Source organism: Sphingomonas radiodurans (assembly GCF_020866845.1).
GTDB lineage: Bacteria > Pseudomonadota > Alphaproteobacteria > Sphingomonadales > Sphingomonadaceae > Sphingomonas > Sphingomonas radiodurans.
Map to the genome: position 1 here is coordinate 2,535,675 of NZ_CP086594.1, position 19,738 is coordinate 2,555,412.

Sequence of the window (19,738 nt, forward strand, 5' to 3'; positions counted from 1 at the left end):
GGCGACATGGGAGAGAAAGCAATTGGCCCAGCCAACACGCCGCGAAATGCTTGGCGCAACTGCGCTCGGACTGTCTGCACTCCTTGGCAGCCCCGCGGTTGCTGCGTCGCGCGCGATGCCGATGCCGGGTGTTCAGCTGTGGACGGTGAAGGATGATCTCGCGCGCGATTTCGCCGGCACGCTGCGACAGCTGCGGCGGATCGGGTATCGCCGGATCGAAGCGGCCGGCTGGGTCGGTCGATCGCCGGCCGAATTCCGCGCTGGTGTGAAGTCCGCAGGACTGGAGCCGTTTTCCTGCCACTTCTCGATGCGCGATCTGATCGACGAGCATGAGACCGAGCTTGCCCAGGCGCGCGATGTCGGGGCGCGGTACGTGATCGCCTCGTCACCCGCCTCGCTCAAGCCGATCGACCCGGCCAAGCCGTGGAACATCGGGCTCGCCGAGGCGATGACGCTCGCCGACTGGCGCCGCAACGCCGAAGCCATGAACCGGATCGGCGCCCGCGCCAAGGCGATGGGCATGCGCTTTGGATACCACAACCATGCGGCCGAAATGCTGACCTACGAGGGCGCGACCGCGCTGGACGAAATCCTGCGGATTACCGATCCCGCGCTGGTGTCGCTGGAACTCGATCTCGGCTGGGTCGCGGCGGCGGGGTACGATCCGGTCGAGATGATCAAGCGTCATTCAGCCCGGATCGAGCTGCTCCACGTCAAGGACATCGCCACCAAGGTGCGGGTGACCAACCAGATCGCCGAAGACCTGACGACGACGCCGATCGGCGCCGGGACGATCGACTGGCCCGCCGTGTTCGATGCCGCCGCAAAGGCGAAGGTCGCTGGATGGTTCGTGGAACAGGAGCCGCCATTCACTCGTCCGCCGCTCGAGGGGTTGCAGCAGAGCATGGCCTATCTCCGCACGCTGGGGGTGCGCTGATGCGGCCCGTTCGCTACGCGATGGTGGGAGGCGGCGAAGGTGCGTTCATCGGCCCGGTGCATCGGACTGCGGCCGCCATCGCGGGCAACTGCCAATTGGTCGCGGGCGCCTTCTCGCGAGATCCGGCGCGCGCCGCACGATCGGGAGAAGCGCTGGGCCTCCCGGCCGAGCGTTCCTATCCAAGCTGGTCGGCGCTGCTGGACGGTGAACGAGACTTGCCTGCCGATGAGCGCGCCGAGTTCATCGCCATCGTCACGCCGAACCACCTCCACGCCCCCGTCGCGATCGCAGCGTTGGAGGCTGGGTTCCCGGTACTGACCGATAAGCCGCTGACCGACACGATCGCAGCGGCGGAGTCGTTCGCCAACGCGGCCGATCGCACCGGCGGACTGGTCGGCGTCACCCACACCTATGCCGCCTATCCGATGGTGCGGCAGGCGCGCGAACTCGTCGCAGGCAACCGGCTCGGCGCGGTTCGCCGCGTGGCCGTGCGCTATACGCAAGGCTGGCTGGCACGCGCCGAGGATGCGGTCGGCAAACAGGCCGAGTGGCGCCTCGATCCGGCACGCTCGGGCCTCGCCGGTGCGTTTGGCGATATCGGCACGCACGCGTTCAATCTGGTCGAGACGATAACCGGCGATCCGATCACCCGGTTGTCGGCCGAACTCCGCGCGGCAGTGCCGGGGCGCACGTTGGACGATGACGGCGCGGCCATGTTCCACCTCGCCGGGGGCGGGCGCGGGACGCTGATCGCGAGCCAGGTCTGCGCGGGCGACGCCAACGGGCTCGCCATTTCGATCTGGTGCGAGGAGGCGGGCGTCCATTGGGCGCAGGAAAACCCAAACGTGCTGCGCGTCGCGCGGCGCAACGGGCCGGAAGAGATTTGGACCCCGGGCGCCGATCGCGGCTATCTCGATCCGCCGGCGATGCGGGTCACCCGTACGCCGTCGGGGCACCCGGAAGGCTATCTCGAGGCCTTCGCCAACATCTATCACGATTTCGCACTGGCGGTGCGCGGGCGCCCGCCGGAAGATCGCTGCTACGCCAGCCTCGCCGAAGGCATGCGATCGATGCGCTTCATCGCCGCGGCGCATCGCAGCAGCGCGGACAATGCCCGCTGGGTTGAACTGGAGAATGACGCATGAAAGGCCCGGCAATTTTCCTCGCGCAGTTCGCGGGTGACACGGCACCGTTCAACAGCCTCGCTGCGATGGCGCAATGGGCGAGCAGCCTCGGCTATGTCGGCGTGCAGATACCCACGTGGGATGCCCGATTGATCGACCTCGCACGGGCGGCGGAAAGCCAGGACTATTGCGACGAGATCAAGGGCGTCTGCGCGGAGGCGGGCGTCGCGATCACGGAATTGTCGACGCACCTCCAGGGGCAATTGGTGGCGGTCAATCCGGCGTACGACGCCCTGTTCGACTCGTTCGCACCCGTCGAACTGCACGGGAAGCCTGCCGAACGCACGCAATGGGCCTGCCAGCAGCTTCGCTTCGCCGCGCAGGCCAGCCGGAGGCTCGGGCTGGACGCGCATGCAACCTTCTCAGGCGCGCTGTTGTGGCACACCGTCTACCCCTGGCCACAGCGACCGGCCGGGCTGGTCGAGGATGGCTTTGCCGAACTCGCCAAGCGGTGGCGGCCGCTGCTCGATGCCTTCGAGGATGTCGGCGTCGACCTTGCCTATGAAATTCACCCCGGCGAGGATCTGCACGACGGGATCAGCTGGGAGCGGTTCCTGGCCGCAGTCGACAATCATCCGCGCGCGAACATCCTCTACGATCCGAGCCACTTCGTGCTGCAGCAGCTCGACTATCTCCAGTTCATCGACTTGTATCACGACCGGATCCGCATGTTCCACGTCAAGGATGCGGAGTTCAACCCGACCGGGCGCGCGGGTGTCTATGGCGGCTATGCCGACTGGGCGGAGCGGCCAGGCCGGTTCCGGTCGCTCGGCGACGGACAGGTCGATTTCGGCGGCATCTTCACCAAGCTGACGCAATATGGCTATCGCGGTTGGGCGGTGTTGGAGTGGGAGTGCTTCCTCAAGCATCCCGAACAGGGCGCGGCCGAGGGCGCACCGTTCATCGCCGCGCACATGATCCGCCAGGCCGAACGCGCTTTCGACGATTTCGCCGGCGCCGCCCCCGATGCTGCGCGCAACCGGCGCATCCTGGGGCTGGACCGCGCGTGAGCACGACGGTGGGGGGCACTCTCGCGTTGGGCACGCGGGCGCGATTGTCGCTGATGATGTTCCTGCAATATGCCGTTTGGGGCGCCTGGTTCGTGCCGTTCGCGACCTACCTGACCCGCAACGGCCTCGCCGATTCCGTCGGCACCATCTATTCGGCGCAAGGCTGGGCGGCGATCGCCGCGCCTTTGTTCGTCGGCGCGATTGCGGACCGGTATTTCTCGGCGGAAAAGGTGATGGGCATCCTTCATCTCACCGCCGGCGTGCTCCTGTTCGTGCTGTCGCGAACCGGCGCGGATGCGGGCGTCATGTTCTTCGCGACCTTGGGCGTGCTGCTCGCCTTCATGCCGACGATCGCGCTGTCCAACACCATCGCGCTCAATGCGCTCAGCGACAGCGAGCGGCAGTTCCCCGCGATCCGGGTGTTCGGGACGATCGGCTGGATCATCGCCGGGCTGATCGTGAGCTTCGTCCTTCCGGGCGAGGCAGAGCGCACGGCGTTGCCGCTGCTGCTCGCCGCCGCGGTGTCGATCGTCTACGGGCTCTACGCGTTCACCTTGCCCAACACGCCGCCCAAGGCGAGCCGTGAGCGTGCATCGCTCGTCGCGCTGCTGGGGCTCGACGCGATCCGGGCGGGCGATCGCAGCTTCTGGGTGCTGATCGTCTGCTCGATGCTGATGATGATCCCGTTCTCGTTCTACAACGTCTACGCCAACCCGTTCCTCGACGATATCGGCGTGAACAATCCCGCCGCGACGCAGACGATCGGGCAAGTGTCGGAAGTCGGCTTCCTGCTTCTGCTGCCGGTGTTCTTCCGCCTGGTCGGGATCAAGGGCGTCCTGTTCGTCGGCATGGCCGCCTGGGCGGTTCGCTATCTCATTTTCGCAAACGCGTTCACCGACGACGGACCGATCCTGCCGCTGATCTACCTCGGGCTGGCATTGCACGGCGTCGGCTTCGACTTCGTGTTCGTCGCGGCGACGATCTGGGTCGGCAATCACTTTGCCGCCGAGGCGAGTGGCCGCGCGCAATCGTTCCTGGCGTTGATGACCTGGGGCGTGGGCTATCTGATCGGCAGCAACGTCGCCAACGCGGTGCAGGTGGGTGCGGCCGGGGGCGGGGGAACCGACTGGCACGGCTTCTGGCTGCTGCCCGCCGGGTTCGCCGGGATAACCGCGGTGATGTTCCTGCTCCTCTTCCGGAACCGGCACGCGCCGGCCCCGGCTATTTGACGCGGCGCCCGTGCAGCACCCACGTCAGCCCACCCTCCAGATGCTGCAGCAGCCACGGCTCGCTGAAGCTTTCGGGCGAATGTCCCATCGCCGTATAGAAGACGCGCGCGCCCTCGAATTCATGGCTCCACGACGTGGGGTTGGGATTGACGTCCTTCTCGCCGATCGACGCCGGGTCGAGCGTCGTCAGCGTCTGCACCGTGGGATCGAAATCCTCGAAATAATACCATTCGTCCGCGCGCCGAACAGGGCTGGCGGGTCCCTTGTTGGCCGGGTGGCTGCGATCGGTAACCGTGACGAGGCCAGTCGGCGTGCCCTTGGGATGGCTGGTGAACCAGCCACCGATCATCCGGCCGTACCAAGGCCAGCTGTAATGCGAATCCGCTGCCGCATGGATGCCGACGATGCCGCCGCCGCGACGAACGAACGCTTGAAGCGCCTCGCGCCGCTTGCCGATCCACCATTCGCTGGCGGGCTCATCGCGCTTGGTGGTGTTGCTGAGCAGCACGATCGCGTCGAAGTCCTTCAGCCGGTCGCCGTCGAACATGGCCGGATCCTCGCTCGCCACCACGCTCATGCCGCGCCGCTCACCCAGCGCCTTCAGCGCCGCAACCCCCGCCTCGATCGAGGCGTGGCGGTAGCCGGTGGAATGCGAGAAGACGAGCACGCGCGCTGCCTTGGCGTCCGCCGTGCCGGGCAGCGCGCACCAGATGATCGCAGCGATGCAGAGCAGCCAATGGCGCGCAGGATTCATCGACATCCATCCCCTTTTGCGACCAGCATAGGTCGATCGCCGGGGGCTGGACAGGGGCGATGCGATGCCACACCTTTTCCACCGATGAGCGATGCGCACGAACGCATTGCACACGTTTCCGGAGAGAATATGCCGACCAGCCACACGGCGTTTGCAGCCGACCGCCGCGCCATCTTGCGCAGTGCCATTCTTCTGGTCGGCGGGATCGCGATCGCGCCCGAGCTGCTGGCAGCAACCGGACCGACGTTCTTCTCGCCATCCGAGCGCGCGCAGCTCGATCTGCTGTGCGAGACGATGATCCCGACCACCGATACGCCCGGCGCAATCGCCGCTGGCGTGCCGGCCTTTCTCGACACGCTGATGGCGAACTGGGCATCGCCGAAAAGCCGGGCGCACATCCAGGGTGTCATCGCCTCGCTCGCGCGCGCCGCCGAAGCCGACACCGGCAAGCCGCTCGCCGCTTTATCCGCAGCAGAGCGGGCCGACTGGCTCGCCAGGCGGGACAGCGCGCTTCTCGCGGCGAAAGATCCGGCCTACCGCCAGTTCAAGCAGCTAGTGCTGACCGGCTATTATTACTCGGAGGCCGGGGCGACGCAGGAACTCCGCTATGAGCTGGTTCCGGGCGCGTGGGAGCCGTCGATCCCGGTCACCGCGGATACCAGAAGCTGGGCCGCCTGAGGGAGCCGCAGACATGACATTCGATGCAATCGTGGTCGGCTCGGGCATGAGCGGAGGCTGGGCGGCCAAGGAGCTCGCGGAACGCGGGCTGAAAGTACTCGTGCTCGAACGCGGCAAGTCGCTCGAGCACGGCGCCGACTATACCGACGGCCTGTCGCCGTGGGAGCTCCACCAGTACGGCATGGTCTCCGAGAACGAAGCCGACGCGGAGTACCCGGTCCAGAGCCAGTGTTATGCCTTCTCGGCGGCGACCAAGCATCTGTGGGTCAAGGACAGCGACCACCCCTACACCACACCGCCCGACCGCCCGTTCCTGTGGATCCGCGGCTATCACTTGGGCGGCCGGTCGATCATGTGGGCGCGGCAATCCTATCGCATGAGCGAAATGGACTTCGAGGCGAACAAGAAGGACGGCCACGGCGTCGACTGGCCGATCCGCTACGCGGACATGGCGTCCTGGTACGATCATGTCGAAACCTTCGCCGGCATATCGGGCGAGGCGAACGGGCTCGATCATTTGCCCGATGGCAAGTTCCTGCCCCCGATGGCGCTCACCCCGCCCGAGGCAGAATTCGGCCGAAAAGTGGAAGCAGCGTTCCCCACCCGGCGGTTGATCACTGGCCGTTGCGCGCATCTGACCGCACCAACGAAAGAGCACGAAGAACTTGGCCGCAGCGCCTGCCAATACCGGTCGTTGTGCGAGCGCGGCTGCTCGTTCGGCGCTTATTTCTCCAGCCTCTCGGCAACGCTGCCAGCGGCGCAGCGGACGAAGAACGTAACGATCGTCACCGACGCCATCGTCCATAGCGTCGTGCAGGATCCGAAGACCGGCAAGGCGACCGGGGTGCGTGTGATCGACCGCAACACGAAAGCCGGGCGTACCTATGACGCGCGGATGGTGTTCCTGTGCGCGTCGACCTTAGGGACGGCGCAGGTCATGCTCAATTCGCGGTCGGCAGAGGATCCGCGCGGGATCGCCAACCGATCCGACCAGGTCGGGCGCAACCTCATCGATCATCTGAGCGGGCTGGGGGCTAGCGGCATCTATCCGGGCCATGCGGATATCTATCACCGCGGCCGCCGGCCCAACGGCTTCTACATCCCGCGCTATCGCAACGTCACCGAGCCCGCCGACGGCTATGTCCGCGGCTACGGTTTCCAGGGCCGCATCCTGCGCGACGGATGGCAGCGCGGAATGTCCGAGGCGGGGGTAGGGGCCGATCTCAAGGCCCGGCTGCGCAAACCCGGGCCCTGGCGAGTGTCATTGTCAGGCTTCGGCGAAATGCTCCCGCGCCCCGAGAATCGCATCACCCTCAGCGAGACGAACACGGACAAGTGGGGCATCCCCGTGCCGCATATCGACGTGTCGCTGGGGCCGAACGAACACGCCATGATCGCACAGGTCGGCAGCGATGCGCGCGCGATGCTCGAGCTGGCGGGTTGCACCGACATCGAAGTGCGCAAGCATTACGGCGGGGTAGGGCTGGGTATCCACGAAATGGGCACCGCCCGCATGGGGCACGATCCGAACACTTCGGTCGTCAACCGCTATAACCAGGCGCACGACGTCCCGAACCTGTTCGTCACCGACGGTGCGAGCATGAGTTCGTCGGGCTGCCAGAACCCGTCACTGACCTACATGGCCTTGTCGGCGCGCGCCGCGCACCATGCGGCGGCGTTCCTCAAGGAAGGCAAAATCTAGCGGGTTTCGACGGTCGCCGCGTTAGCGCGCAACGATCCGCGGCAGAGCCTTGATCGGCTCGACCGTGATGTTGCGGAACCAGGTCTCGGCGCCCTCGGACTGCAGCTGAATGCGGCCATGCGTCAGCGCCTGCCGCGACCCATCCGGCGCGATCACGGCGAGATCCTTCACCGTGGCGACCGGCACGCCGTTAACGACGTGTACGGCGCGGTCGCCGACGACGTAGAGGTCCAGCGTGTTCCACTGGCCGACGGGGCGCTCCGCATCGACGCCCGCCTCGACGTTCCAGGTCGGCGTGCGGTTGATCATATCCACCTCGCGCCCGCCCAAGCGATACCGCAAGTGCGGCTCGATCAGCCCCGGGTCGTAGGCGACGGTCGTCCGCGCACGGACGTCCTTGCCTACGGTCACGATCATCCCCGTCGATCCGCGCATGATCTCGAATTCCACCGATGGGGACCAGGTGCCGAACACGGCGCCCGGCTGTCCATGCGTATGATAGAGCAGCCCGTTGTTCTGCGCCTGGGTCTCGCGCGGCGCATAGGTCTTCGCGCCCCATTTGAACTCGAGGCGGAGGTGGTAATCGCGAAGGTCCGCGCGGTGAACCAGGCTGCCCCAGGTCTCACCCTTGATCCACAGCGCAGGCGCGCCATCGACCGTGCGGACCGCGAAATGCTCCTCAATGCGACGCGCGGTGCCGATCGCCGACGAACCGGGGTCGTCGCGGTACGTCACGGCGGGATCGGGATAGCCGAGCCAACCCTCCCAATCGCTCAGGTCGCGGCCGTTGAACAGGTCGCGCGCCGGTCCGGTCGCGCGGGGCCGGTCGACCAGACGCAATCGTTGCGGCGTCGCCGGTGGGTCACCCGCCACCGCGCGCGCCAGTTCCGTACTGGCCGGCGCGGGACGCTCCTGCGCGGTCAGCGCCTGCGTCGCCAAGCCGCACATGAGCGCAGCGCCAACTATCGTCGATAGCCGATCCATCGCTTCAATCCTCGCTCGGAAAAATTCCCGTCACTTGGCGCTCGACTGTCGTGTCAGCGCATCGGCAGCATGAACCAATTCCATGTACGCCGCAGCCTCGGGGACGACATATTCGTTCTCACCCCACAGGAACGGCCAGTCTTCCTTGTTCTCGGGGAAATCGGGCTTGATGATCAGCGCGCCCGGAACGACCCCGCCCGCGATGAAGCTGAAGTCCGCGCGATTATTGCCATAAGCGACCTCCTTGGACCGCGCGCCGACGCCCGAGACGAACGAGATGTCCGATCCGGGATGGTTGCCATGCAGGTAGGCAAGGCTGCGGAACACCGCCTCGGGCGCGACTATCTCAGGGAATGCCCTGTGCAGCGCATCGGTCGTCAGCCCGAAATCGAGCACGCTGCCGTTGCCTGCCCAGCCGCCGGTCGTGATCGGCACCCCATAGGGATTGGCACGCGCGAACCCCGCCGCCGTCTGCGCCCAAGTGCGCACCGCCGGGATCAGCGCGCTGCGGTAAGCCGCCGGCATATGCGGGATCGCCCGCGTGGCCGTGATCGCCTCCCGTCCGAAACTCTGGATCACCATCGGCAAAGACGCCTGAACAGCGTCGGCATACTGCGAATCGCCGGTCGCGATCAGCAGCTCGACGGCCGCCGCGAAGCGTTCGGATTCGAGCGGGCCGCCCGTCGTGTTGCCGTGCTGGAACAGATCCGGCGCGCGGCCCTGCTCATCGCGCCAATAGCCGACCGCGATAGCCAGCGCACGGGCAGCCAGCGCATCATCGAACCCCTTAAGCGCCCGCGCCGCCGCGGCCAGCCCGGCGGCCGATCCGTAGCTGAGGGCGGACGTGCGGCTGGTGAACGCCCAGCGATCATCGGGCATGCCGCTCCGCCCATCCCGCGTCTCGTCCCGTGCCAGCTTCGGATCGTGCACCAGCCCGTCGGTCTTGGTCACCGCATCGCCCAGATGCGTGTATTGCGCGACGTCCGGCTCGACGATGCCGTGGATCGGATGACCGACTGCATCATATTGCGCGATCAGCTGGATCGCACCATGGCGGATCTGCTGGAGCAGGTCGGGCGCGCCGTCCGGAACGTGCATTTCCACCCGGCGACGCGCCTGGTCGACGCTGGTCGTATCGCGGGTCGGCCGGAACCGTTCCCAGGTCGACGCCATCGATCGGATCACCTGATATTGCGTCTGGGTGCGGATGTCGAAGTCACCCGCGTCGAGCCAGCCGCCGACATTGAGCCCCGGTATGTGATCGCCCGGCTTGAACTTCGTGTCGGTGGTCGGACCCTGGCGGTACAAATCGATATGCTCGTGGTTCAGCGGCGCCTGGCGCGCGTCGTCGCGGTGCGGATCGCCATGCCAGACGCGATACGCCTCGTTGACCAGCATGTGATCCATCGCGACGGGGAAATAGACGTCGAGGCTCGGCGCCCATGCTTGCGAATAAAGGTCGTCCGCGATCCGGAACGGCGCAGTGCGCGTGGTGCCATATTCCAGCATGTAGATGCCGGGCGTCGCCACCTTGCTGAAATCGTACCGAAAATACCGATACCGCAGATAGTCGCCCCAAGACGTAGCGGCGCCGCTGGCCGCGACCGTCGTCGCGCCATCGCCGCCGACGGCGAGCAGACGCACCGCTGGCCGACGGCGATCGTTCCGATCGATCTCGATCGTCGCGATCTTCGGCTCGGACGGTGAATAGCCAAGCTGCGAATGGCCGATCACGGGCGGTCGCACCCAACCCGGCGCGGTGGCGGCGCTGATGGTCCATTCGAGCACGCGTCCGGTGCGTCCGGCGGGCAGCGCGGATCGCAGCACGAACCAGCCATTCTGCGCCTGGTTGCGCCCGTCGAATAGCTCGATCTGGCCCTCGCTGGCGCGCACGCTTACGCGCCGGGCGGCGTTCTCCGGTGCCAGCACGAGGTGTTGCCCGCTCGCCATGGGAAGCGGCTCGGCGCCCGGTCCATCGCTACGCCCGCTTGCCGCATTGCGCTCGGCGGTGCGGACCATGCGTCCGGCGGGATACAGCGGAAACGCGCCCGGCCTGCCATCCACCAGATAGGTCGAGCGCTGGTAAGCGGAGGGCAGGAATTCGAGGTTGAACCCAGCTTTGCCGACCAGCGCGGCGGGCAGGGCATTCGGCAGCTCGATGCTGATGCGCAGGTCCGATCCGTGCGGCTCCGCGCGCACGATGTAGCGGAACTTGAAATCGGAATATTCCAGAATGGCGGTGATGGCGCCGGTCCGCGGGTCGACCTTGCGTTCGATCAGCCGGCCGATCGGATCCCATTGCCCGGGCGTCGCCGACAGCCGGACATCGCCATTGGTGGCAGTGCGGACGTCCTGATGGATCAGTTCGAGCCCGCTGATCTTCGAGTCGGCGAACAGCCCGTCATACCAGTTCGAAAATAGCAGCCAGTTGACGCCGGGGGCCTCGTAATAGCCGGCGTCCGAGAGCTTCAGCGCGTCGGCATCAGCTTGGGCGAGACTCGGGCTGGCCCCCAGGCTGATCGCCGCCCCCGCCACGCTCGCCAGAATTCTGCGCTTCCAAATGCTCACGCCGCATCTCTCCCAATCGTTCTGTTTGCGCTACCATAACGTGCGCGGCGACAGATAAAACCATAGAAAATCGCGAGCCGCTTTAGGCTGAACTGCCTCGTTTCGCTGGGATGTTAAGCGATTTCGCATGCCGCGGTGCGGTATGCGCCGCTCGTCGGCACCTCCGTGATAGCCGGCTGGCGCGTGAAAATAATGCGATCCCCGCTATCTTCCCGATTGACCCCGGCGTGGCCGGTGGTATCGTTACCACACGTGCCGAGAGAGCGCGTCTAGCACCCGGCTGTCGTCGGGGCGGTTCAGGAGGGGATACAATGAAGGGTTTCAACCTTGCTCGCGTCCTGGCGCGCTCGGCGTCGGTGTCGGCGATCGCCATGGGCATGGTGGCTTCAGCCGCGAACGCTCAAAGCAGCGCGCCGCAAGCTGGCGACACATCGCCACCGGTGGCTTCGATCGACCCGGCGGCCGAAGCCGGCGGGGATTCTGACATCGTCGTCACTGGCGTTCGCGCATCGCTAGACCGCGCCATCGACATCAAGCGCAACTCCGCCGGCGTCGTGGATGCGATCTCGGCCGAGGACATCGGCAAATTCCCCGACACCAACCTGGCCGAATCGCTCCAGCGCATCACTGGCGTTTCGATCACGCGATCGAATGGCGAAGGCTCGCAGGTCGCGGTCCGCGGCTTCAGCGGCGGCTTCAACCTGGTGACGCTCAACGGGCGGCAGCTGGCCTCGACGAGCATCGACTTGAGCACCGGTAACGCATTCGCGACGGGTACGGGCCGCTCGTTCGACTTCCAGAACCTCGCGTCCGAAGGTGTCTCCACGCTGGAAGTCTACAAGACCGGCCGTGCGAGCATCCCGTCGGGCGGCATCGGTGCCGCGATCAACATCGTGACGCGCCGCCCGCTCGATGCGCGCGAAGACGGCTTCTCGGGCTCGATCGGCGCGAAGGCCTTGTATGACACGACGGTCGAGGACGCCGAGGCGGACCTGAGCAGGGTCACGCCCGAAGTCTCCGGCCTGATCAACTGGAAGAACACCGACGAAACCTTCGGCGTGAGCGTCTTCGGCAGCTACCAGCTGCGCGAATCGACCTCGATCCAGTCGAACCCGAACTATTGGAACATCGTGCCGCTGGCCGACTTCCTGAACACGGGCGGCGCCTATATTCGCCCGACCACGACCATCACGAACCGTCCGACCACGCCGTTCGTCCAGATCCCGAACGACAGCCGCTATCAGTTCTCGGAGAACCGTCGCGAGCGTCTGAACGGTCAGGCGGTCCTACAGTTCAAGCCGACCGACAGCATCGAATTCACGGTCGATGGCGTGTACGCGCGCAACAAGCTGAGCGACGAACGCAGCGAGCAGACCAACTGGTTCCAGCGCCCGTTCACCGAGGTGACGTTCGACTCCAACGATCGCATGCAATCCGCGATCATTCTGGGCGAGGCAGTTCAGGCGGACAAGGGTTACGAGCAGCAGCGCTTCGCCACCAAGACCGAGCTGTATTCGTTCGGCGGCAACCTGAAGTGGAACTTCACCGACACGATGTCGCTGACGTTGGACGCGAATCACTCGAAGTCGACGACCGATCCCGACAATTCGAACGGATCGTCGGCGACGACGATCTCGATCGGTGCGCCGGTGCGCGCCACGCACCGCGTTGATTATACCGGCGGCTTCCCGCAGCAGTCTGAAACCATCAACGACAATCCGGCAACGAACGGAGGGCGTGGCGGCAACAATAATGGTCTGCTCGACATCGGCGATGTGGGCAGCCAGATCGCGCGCCGGATCACGTCGCAGCAGGAATCGCGCGTCAACCAGTATCGGGCCGAGTTCGGCTGGGACTTGGGCGAGGATAGCAGCTTCAAGTTCGGCGGCAACTTTGTCGACGCGAGAACCCGCTCGGCGTCCTCCAACACGCAGCAGACGCTGGGCGACTGGGGCATCACCGACACCGGTCTGGTGGAGCAGCTCGCGGGCGATCTCGTCTCGACCTATTGCATGACCTGCAAGTTCGACAAGTATAACCCGAACTCGACGGGATCGTCGCTGGTCGCCTTCCGGGCGGACGCGGTTGACCTGCTCGACGTCTTCGAGCCGTACTACGCGACGGCGCAGGGCAACCGGGCGGCTCGCCCGGCAGTGCTGCAGGGTTCCAGCGACGATACCGTCGGCGAGAAGACCTGGGCCGTATACGGGCAGCTGGCCTGGGGCGGCGAGATCGCCGGGCGGCGTGCCAACGCGCTGATCGGTGTCCGATACGAGCAGACGCGCGTCAATTCGGTCGCCCTCCAGTCGGTCCCGCTCTCGCTGCAATGGCAGGCGGACAACGATTTCAACGTCCTTGGTGGACCCCCGGGCGCTCCGCTGCAGATCAAGGCCAGTTACGCCAACCTGCTGCCCTCGCTCGACTTCAACATCGAGGTTGTGGACGACGTCGTCGCCCGTGCCTCGTTCAGCCGGACGCTGGCCCGTGCCGACTATGGCAGCCTCTTCGCCTCCGTCGCGGCCAACGCGCCGAACCGCCCGACCGCGCTCGGTGCGGCTCCGGCACCTGCAACCCGCCAGGATCCGGGCCTGCTGCCGCTGGTGTCCGACAATTTCGACGTGTCGGTGGAATGGTATTACAAGCCGTCCAGCTTCGTGTCGGTCGGCTTCTTCAACAAGGACGTCCGCAACTTCGTCGGCAACCAGATCACCAACGGCAGCCTGTTCGGCCTGCGTGATCCGGGTTCGGGTGCGGCGGGATCGCGGTCGGGGACTGCGCTCGACTATCTGCGAACGAACAACATCGCGCTGACGGACATCAATCTGTTCGCCTACACCGCCCTGCTCGTGCAGAACAACGGCAATCAAGCGGCGGCAACCGCGGCCTACAGGTCCAACGCAGACGCTTCGGGCAGCTACCTGAACAATGCGAATTATCAGGCTCTTGCGAACGCCATCAACATCGACGGCGATGCTGCCGATCCGCTGGTCAATTTCGCGATCAGCGGCCCGGTGAACAATCGTGAGGGCAACATCCACGGCTTCGAGGTCGCTTGGACGAACTTCTTCGGCGATAGCGGCCTGGGCTTTGCAGTGTCGTACACCAAGGTCGACGGCAATCTGACGGTCGATCCCTATTCGGATCCGAACGTCAACATCTTCGCGCTGACCGGCCTGGGCGACAGTGCCAACATCACCGGCATCTACGAGAAGAACGGGCTCTCGGCGCGCGTGTCATACAACTGGCGCGACAAGTTCCTGTCGGGCACCAACCAGGGCGGCAACCGCAACCCGTTGTTCACCGACACGTTCGGAACGCTCGACGCGAACATCAGCTACGACATCACGCAAAACTTCGCCGTGTCGCTCGAAGCGGTCAACCTGACGAGCGAACCGTTCCGTCAATATGCCCGCAACGAGACCAACCTCGTGTTCGTGCAAGAACTGAAACCGCGCTTCTGGCTGGGCGCACGGTACCGCTTCTGATCGAAGTCGGGAGTGGGGTCAGCCCCACTCCCGCTCGAACCAGGAAAGAAGGCCGCCGCGCGCTGTGCGGCGGCTTTTTCTTTTGTCGTCGCTATCGCGCTGCTAAACCTCGGCAACAACAGGAACGGAGCGGATGAACCCCGTACAGATCAACAATGTCGACCATGCTGATCTGCGCGTGAAGCCACTGGCCGGCGGCGAATTTGGTGACGCCGTCAATCAGGCGCTCGTGTTCCCCGCCGAGTTCGAGGAATTGCAGCGCGAGTTTGCGATCGTCTTCCGCCGTCGCGAGACACAGCTTCAAGCCTTTGCGTTGCTCGGGCTGGACCGTGACGAGAATTTGTTCTTGGCGGACGACCGCTGGACGAGCCGCTACACCCCCGCCAGCCACCGGCGCGGTCCCTTCTCGATCGGCATGACGCGTCCCGCGGCAGGCGAGCCTACCGGCGATCCGATGATCCACGTCGACCTCGACGATCCGCGCGTCGGCGACAGTGATGGTCTGCCCCTGTTCCTCGAACATGGCGGCAATGCGCCGTATCTCGATCATATGTCCGGCGTTCTGCGGCTGCTGTACGCGGAAATGGGCAGCGCGCCGGCCGTTTATGCGGCGCTCGACGACGCCAACCTTCTCACGCCAGTCGCGCTCACCATCGATGTCAGCGAGGATCGGCGGTATACCGTGCCCGACGTGCTCGTCGTGGACGTCGAACGGCTCGCCGCGCTCAGCGGAGAGCCGCTGGAGCGACTGCACCGGTCGGGCCTACTGCGGCTCGCCACGCTGGCGCTGGCGTCGTTGGGCAATGTCCAACTGCTGATCGCGCGTAAGCGAGCGCTGTTGGACGCAACCGCTTGACCGCGATGCCCGCCATCACCCGCCGCACGCGTGTGATCGAGGGCGCGGACGCCGGCAGCCTGTCGGTGGCCGATCTGATCGCCGACGGTCGCCCGGCGATCCTGCGCGGTATCGCGCGCGACGTGCCGCTGGTCGCCGCCGGGCGCGAAGGCCCAGCCGCGGCGATCGCTTGGCTCAAGCAATTCGACGGCGGCCGCGCGGTCACGGCCTATATCGGCGATCCTGCGATCGGCGGCCGCTTCGGCTATGGCGACGATTGCACCACGCTCAACTTCGCGCGGGAGCGTGGCTCGCTGTCGGGCTATCTCGATCAGCTGCTCGCCAGCATCGGCGATCCCGATGCGCCGTCCACCTATATCGGATCGACCGATATCGATCAGTATCTGCCCGGCCTCCGCGCCCAGGCGGCGCTGGACTTCGGCGATCCGGTGCTCGTCGAAAATCCTCCGGTCGTCAGCATCTGGATCGGCAACCGCACGACCGCCGCGACGCATTACGACATGTCGAACAACCTGGCCTGCTGCCTGGTCGGCCGACGCCGGTTCACCCTGTTCCCGCCCGAACAGGTCGCGAACCTCTATCCCGGCCCGCTCGAGCCGACGCCGGGCGGGCAAGTGGTCAGCATGGTCGACCTGCGCGCGCCCGATCTCCAGCGCTATCCCGGTTTCGCCGAGGCCGCGGGCCACGCGGAGATCGCCGATCTCGAGCCGGGTGACCTGCTGTTCTACCCGGCCTTGTGGTGGCACAATGTCGAGGCGCTCGACGCGTTCAACGTGATGGTCAATTATTGGTGGAACGCGGTGCCGCGGTTCATGGATACGCCGATGAACACGCTGCTCCACGGGCTGCTGTCGCTCCGCGATCGACCCGATCACGAGAAGCAGGCCTGGCGTGCGATGTTCGACTATTATGTGTTCGGCAGGGCGGATCAGGCGGCCGAGCATTTGCCCGAACCCGCCCGTGGCCCGCTCGCACCGCTCGACGCGATCGCGGCGCGGCGGCTGCGCGCGCAGGTTCTCCAGCGCATCAATCGATAAGGGGCCAGCATGGGCGAGCAACGGATCAAGCGGGTGGTGATCGCGGGCGGTGGTACGGCCGGATGGCTGGCGGCGGCGGCGCTCACCCGGCAACTCGGCCATCTGCTCGATATCGTGCTGATCGAATCCGAAGAGATCGGCACGGTCGGCGTTGGCGAATCGACGATCCCCACCGTCCGCTCCTTCCATGCCCTGATCGGCGTCGACGAGCGTGAGTTCCTGCGCGCAACGAAGGCGACGTTCAAACTCGGCATATCGTTCGAGAATTGGGCACGCGACGGCGACCGGTACATCCATTCGTTCGGCACGGTCGGCAAATCCACCTGGATGGCCGATTTCCAGCATTTCTGGCTCGAGGCGCGCGCGCAAGGGCAGGCCGGCGAGCTTGGCGACTATTGCCTCGAGCATGAGGCGGCCCGCGCGGACCGGTTCACCACGGGGGACGATGGCGGGCTCAACTATGCCTATCACCTCGATGCCAGCCAATATGCGCAATTCCTCCGCAAGCTATGCGAGGCGCGCGGGCTCAATCGGATCGAGGGCAAGATCGCCAGCGTCGACCGCGACGCCGAAAGCGGAAACATCGCCGCGCTCGTGATGGAATCGGGCGCGCGCGTCGAAGGCGATCTGTTCATCGATTGCACCGGCTTCCGCGGGCTCCTGATCGAACAGACGCTCGGCGCCGGCTACGAGGATTGGGGGCACTGGTTACCCACTGACAGCGCGCTCGCGGTGCAGACGACCGCGGTCGGCCCGGCCGTCCCCTACACCCGGGCGATCGCACACGATGCCGGCTGGCGCTGGCAGATCCCGCTGCAGCACCGCGTCGGCAACGGCCTGGTCTACAGCAGCGAGTATCTGTCGGAGCACGAGGCGCGCGCGCGCTTGCTGGCCGGCGTCGAGGGTGAGCCGCTGTTCGACCCGCGGCTGATCCGCTTCCGCACCGGTCGCCGGCGGCGGGCATGGATCGGCAATTGCGTTGCGCTGAGCCTCGCGAGCGGGTTCGTCGAGCCGCTCGAATCGACCAGCATCCACCTGATCATGATCGGCGTCACGCGCCTGCTCCAGCTATTCCCGTTCGAGGGGATCGATCCTGCGCTGGTCGATCGCTTCAACGATCAATCGCGCGACGAGCTAGAACGCGTGCGGGATTTCATCATCCTGCACTATCACCTGAACGAGCGCCCCGAGCCGTTCTGGCAGCGCATGCGCGAGATGGAGATTCCCGATAGTCTCGCGGCGCGGATCGATCTCTTCCGCGGCGGCGCGCATGCCTATCAATCCGCCAGTGACCTCTTCCGGGTCGATTCGTGGCTACAGGTGATGCTCGGCCAACGGCTGGAGCCCGAGCAATATCACCACGTCGCGCGGATGATGCCGCCCGGGCAGCTCGGCAAGTCGCTGGGTGATATCAAGGCGCGGATTGCCGTGCAGCTCGCGCACATGCCGACGCATCAAGCGTTCCTGGACAGCTATTGCGCCCCCGTAGCCGCAGCCGAAAGCGGAGCGAGACTACGCGTCAGGACGCCGATCTCCATCAACGGCTGACGTGCCCGTGGCCCGAGCGGTTCGCTCGGGGCTCGAACAGGAATATGGACCATGAAGTTCGCACGTACGCTCGCGGCTCTCTCCGGCGCGGTGACCTTGCTCGGCGCGGCCGAACCCAGGCGTGACGCTCCGGCGCGCTTCGACTGGTTTGACTATCAGGGCGCCGATCCCGTGCATCAGCGTCCCGCCCCCAAGGCGGATGAATACGCCAATCCGATCATGGCGGGCTTCTATCCCGATCCGCATACGATCCGCGTCGGCGAGTATTTCTACCTTGTCACGTCGACCTTCTCCTACTTCCCCGGCCTGCCGATTCACCGCAGCCGCGATCTGGTGAATTGGACGCAGATCGGCAACGCCATCGATCGGCCGGGCCAGCTCAACTTCGACGGCATCGGCCTGTCGCGCGGCGTCTTCGCCCCGGCGCTGAACCACCATGCCGGCGTCTTCTACCTCGTGAACACCTGCGTCGACTGCGGCGGCAATTACGTGCTGACCGCAAAGGATCCAGCGGGGCCGTGGTCCGATCCGGTCTGGATCAAGGACGTCGGCGGGATCGATCCGTCGCTGTTCATCGAGGCGGACGGCTCGGCGTGGCTACTCAACAACGACGCGCCCGAGGGCAAGCCGCTCTACGAGGGCCATCGCGCGATCTGGATCCGGCGCTTCGATCTGAAGACGCTCCGCACCACCGGCCCGGCAACGATGATCGTGAACGGCGGCGTCGACATCACCAAGAAGCCGATCTGGGCGGAGGGCCCGCACATCTTCCGCCACGAAGGCAAATATTATTTGATCACCGCCGAGGGCGGCACGGCGGTCGATCATTCCGAAGTGGTCTATCGCGGCGACCGGCCGGAGGGCCCGTGGACTGCCTATCCGCGCCCGATCCTGACGCAGCGCGATCTTCCCGCGGATCGCCCGAACCCGATCACCTCGGCGGGCCACGCGGCGCTGTTCACCACGCCGAAGGGCGATTGGTGGGCGACCTTCCTGGCGGTGCGGCCCTATGCGGGCGACCTGTACAACACTGGGCGCGAAACCTTCCTGCTGCCCGTGCGGTGGAAGGACGGCTGGCCGATCATCACCGAGCCCGGCCAGTCGATCCCCTACATCCATCGCCGCCCCGATCTGCCGCGCGCGCCGACCGCGGCGGTGCCGACGAATGGCGTGTTTGGGGTTCGGGAGGAGTTCGCTACGCCGGCGCTCGCGCCGTATTGGCTGATGGTGCGCGCGCCCAAGTCGCGCTGGTACCGGTTCGCCGACGGCGCCTTGGAAATCACGCCGCGCGCCGAGCGGATCGGCGAGCCGCTCCAGCCGAGCTTCATCGCGCGCCGTCAGCAGCACATGAACGCGGCCGCTTCGACGCAGGTGAGCTTCGACGCGGGTACGCCCGGCGCGAAGGCCGGGCTCGTCGTCTATCAGGACGATGCTCATTATTACTTCGTCGGCGTGGTGAACGAAGGCGGGCGGAGGTTGATCCGCGTCGAACGGCGGGCGAGCGCCACCGACCCGAAGGACGGCGTCGTCCTGGCGAGCGCCCCGCTAAGCAGCACCAAGCCAATCCGGCTGCGCATCACCGCGCGCGGCGCGTCCTACGACTTCCACTACGGCACGGGGGCGACCGGATGGACGCCGCTGCTGACCAACGCCGACGGAAAGCTGCTGAGCACACAAGTGGCCGGCGGGTTCGTCGGCGCGACGATGGGCATGTACGCTTATGCGCCCGCCGCGGGCAGCTAAGTCTTTGTGACTGGTACGGCTTG

At 66.0% G+C, this 19,738-nt stretch carries 14 protein-coding genes; 11 read left to right on the forward strand and 3 right to left on the reverse strand.

What is annotated here, in order from left to right:
• The first annotated feature begins 22 nt into the window (after positions 1-22).
• The 4 genes from LLW23_RS11815 to LLW23_RS11830 are packed head-to-tail and all read left to right on the forward strand — an operon-like array spanning position 23 to position 4,360.
• Positions 23-937 (forward strand): sugar phosphate isomerase/epimerase family protein, encoded by a 915-nt coding sequence (locus LLW23_RS11815; RefSeq protein ID WP_228945717.1) that lies wholly within the window; start codon positions 23-25, stop codon positions 935-937.
• Positions 937-2,082, forward strand: coding sequence for a Gfo/Idh/MocA family protein (locus LLW23_RS11820; RefSeq protein ID WP_228945718.1), 1,146 nt, complete (start codon positions 937-939; stop codon positions 2,080-2,082). Before LLW23_RS11815 ends, LLW23_RS11820 begins: the two co-directional genes overlap by 1 nt.
• Complete coding sequence (locus tag LLW23_RS11825; protein ID WP_228945719.1) at positions 2,079-3,131, forward strand: sugar phosphate isomerase/epimerase family protein; 1,053 nt, start codon at positions 2,079-2,081, stop codon at positions 3,129-3,131. The genes LLW23_RS11820 and LLW23_RS11825 overlap by 4 nt, the downstream gene beginning before the upstream one ends.
• Positions 3,128-4,360, forward strand: coding sequence for an MFS transporter (locus LLW23_RS11830; protein ID WP_228945720.1), 1,233 nt, complete (start codon positions 3,128-3,130; stop codon positions 4,358-4,360). The genes LLW23_RS11825 and LLW23_RS11830 overlap by 4 nt, the downstream gene beginning before the upstream one ends.
• Here LLW23_RS11830 and LLW23_RS11835 read toward each other — a convergent pair.
• Positions 4,353-5,120, reverse strand: coding sequence for a ThuA domain-containing protein (locus LLW23_RS11835; RefSeq protein ID WP_228945721.1), 768 nt, complete (start codon positions 5,118-5,120; stop codon positions 4,353-4,355). The genes LLW23_RS11830 and LLW23_RS11835 overlap by 8 nt on opposite strands.
• A gap of 123 nt (positions 5,121-5,243) precedes the next feature.
• On the opposite strand from LLW23_RS11835, the gene LLW23_RS11840 reads away from it, so the two are divergent.
• A complete protein-coding gene (locus LLW23_RS11840) occupies positions 5,244-5,792 on the forward strand; it encodes a gluconate 2-dehydrogenase subunit 3 family protein (RefSeq protein WP_228945722.1) in 549 nt (182 codons plus the stop codon).
• A 13-nt stretch (positions 5,793-5,805) separates the two neighbouring features.
• Complete coding sequence (locus LLW23_RS11845) at positions 5,806-7,494, forward strand: GMC oxidoreductase (RefSeq protein ID WP_228945723.1); 1,689 nt, start codon at positions 5,806-5,808, stop codon at positions 7,492-7,494.
• Between the two features lie 21 nt (positions 7,495-7,515).
• Here LLW23_RS11845 and LLW23_RS11850 read toward each other — a convergent pair whose 3' ends face one another.
• Positions 7,516-8,478, reverse strand: a complete 963-nt coding sequence (locus LLW23_RS11850) for a 3-keto-disaccharide hydrolase (RefSeq protein WP_228945724.1) — start codon at positions 8,476-8,478, stop codon at positions 7,516-7,518.
• A gap of 30 nt (positions 8,479-8,508) precedes the next feature.
• Positions 8,509-11,046 (reverse strand): glycoside hydrolase family 9 protein, encoded by a 2,538-nt coding sequence (locus LLW23_RS11855; RefSeq protein ID WP_228945725.1) that lies wholly within the window; start codon positions 11,044-11,046, stop codon positions 8,509-8,511.
• A 311-nt stretch (positions 11,047-11,357) separates the two neighbouring features.
• Between LLW23_RS11855 and LLW23_RS11860 the strand changes: the two genes are divergently transcribed.
• The 5 genes from LLW23_RS11860 to LLW23_RS11880 all read left to right on the forward strand — a co-directional run bounded on the left by LLW23_RS11860 (position 11,358) and on the right by LLW23_RS11880 (position 19,715).
• Entirely contained in the window at positions 11,358-14,531 is a 3,174-nt protein-coding gene (locus LLW23_RS11860) for a TonB-dependent receptor (RefSeq protein WP_228945726.1), read from the forward strand.
• 133 nt (positions 14,532-14,664) lie between these two features.
• Entirely contained in the window at positions 14,665-15,387 is a 723-nt protein-coding gene (locus LLW23_RS11865) for a SapC family protein (protein ID WP_228945727.1), read from the forward strand.
• Positions 15,388-15,392: 5 nt separating this feature from the next.
• On the forward strand, positions 15,393-16,424 hold the full coding sequence (locus LLW23_RS11870) for a cupin-like domain-containing protein (protein WP_228948563.1): 1,032 nt from the start codon (positions 15,393-15,395) through the stop codon (positions 16,422-16,424).
• 9 nt (positions 16,425-16,433) lie between these two features.
• Positions 16,434-17,972, forward strand: coding sequence for a tryptophan halogenase family protein (locus LLW23_RS11875; RefSeq protein ID WP_228945728.1), 1,539 nt, complete (start codon positions 16,434-16,436; stop codon positions 17,970-17,972).
• 51 nt (positions 17,973-18,023) lie between these two features.
• The gene (locus tag LLW23_RS11880; protein ID WP_228945729.1) at positions 18,024-19,715 is read left to right on the forward strand and encodes a glycoside hydrolase family 43 protein; all 1,692 of its coding nucleotides are present in this window, start codon (positions 18,024-18,026) and stop codon (positions 19,713-19,715) included.
• Positions 19,716-19,738: the final 23 nt, after the last annotated feature.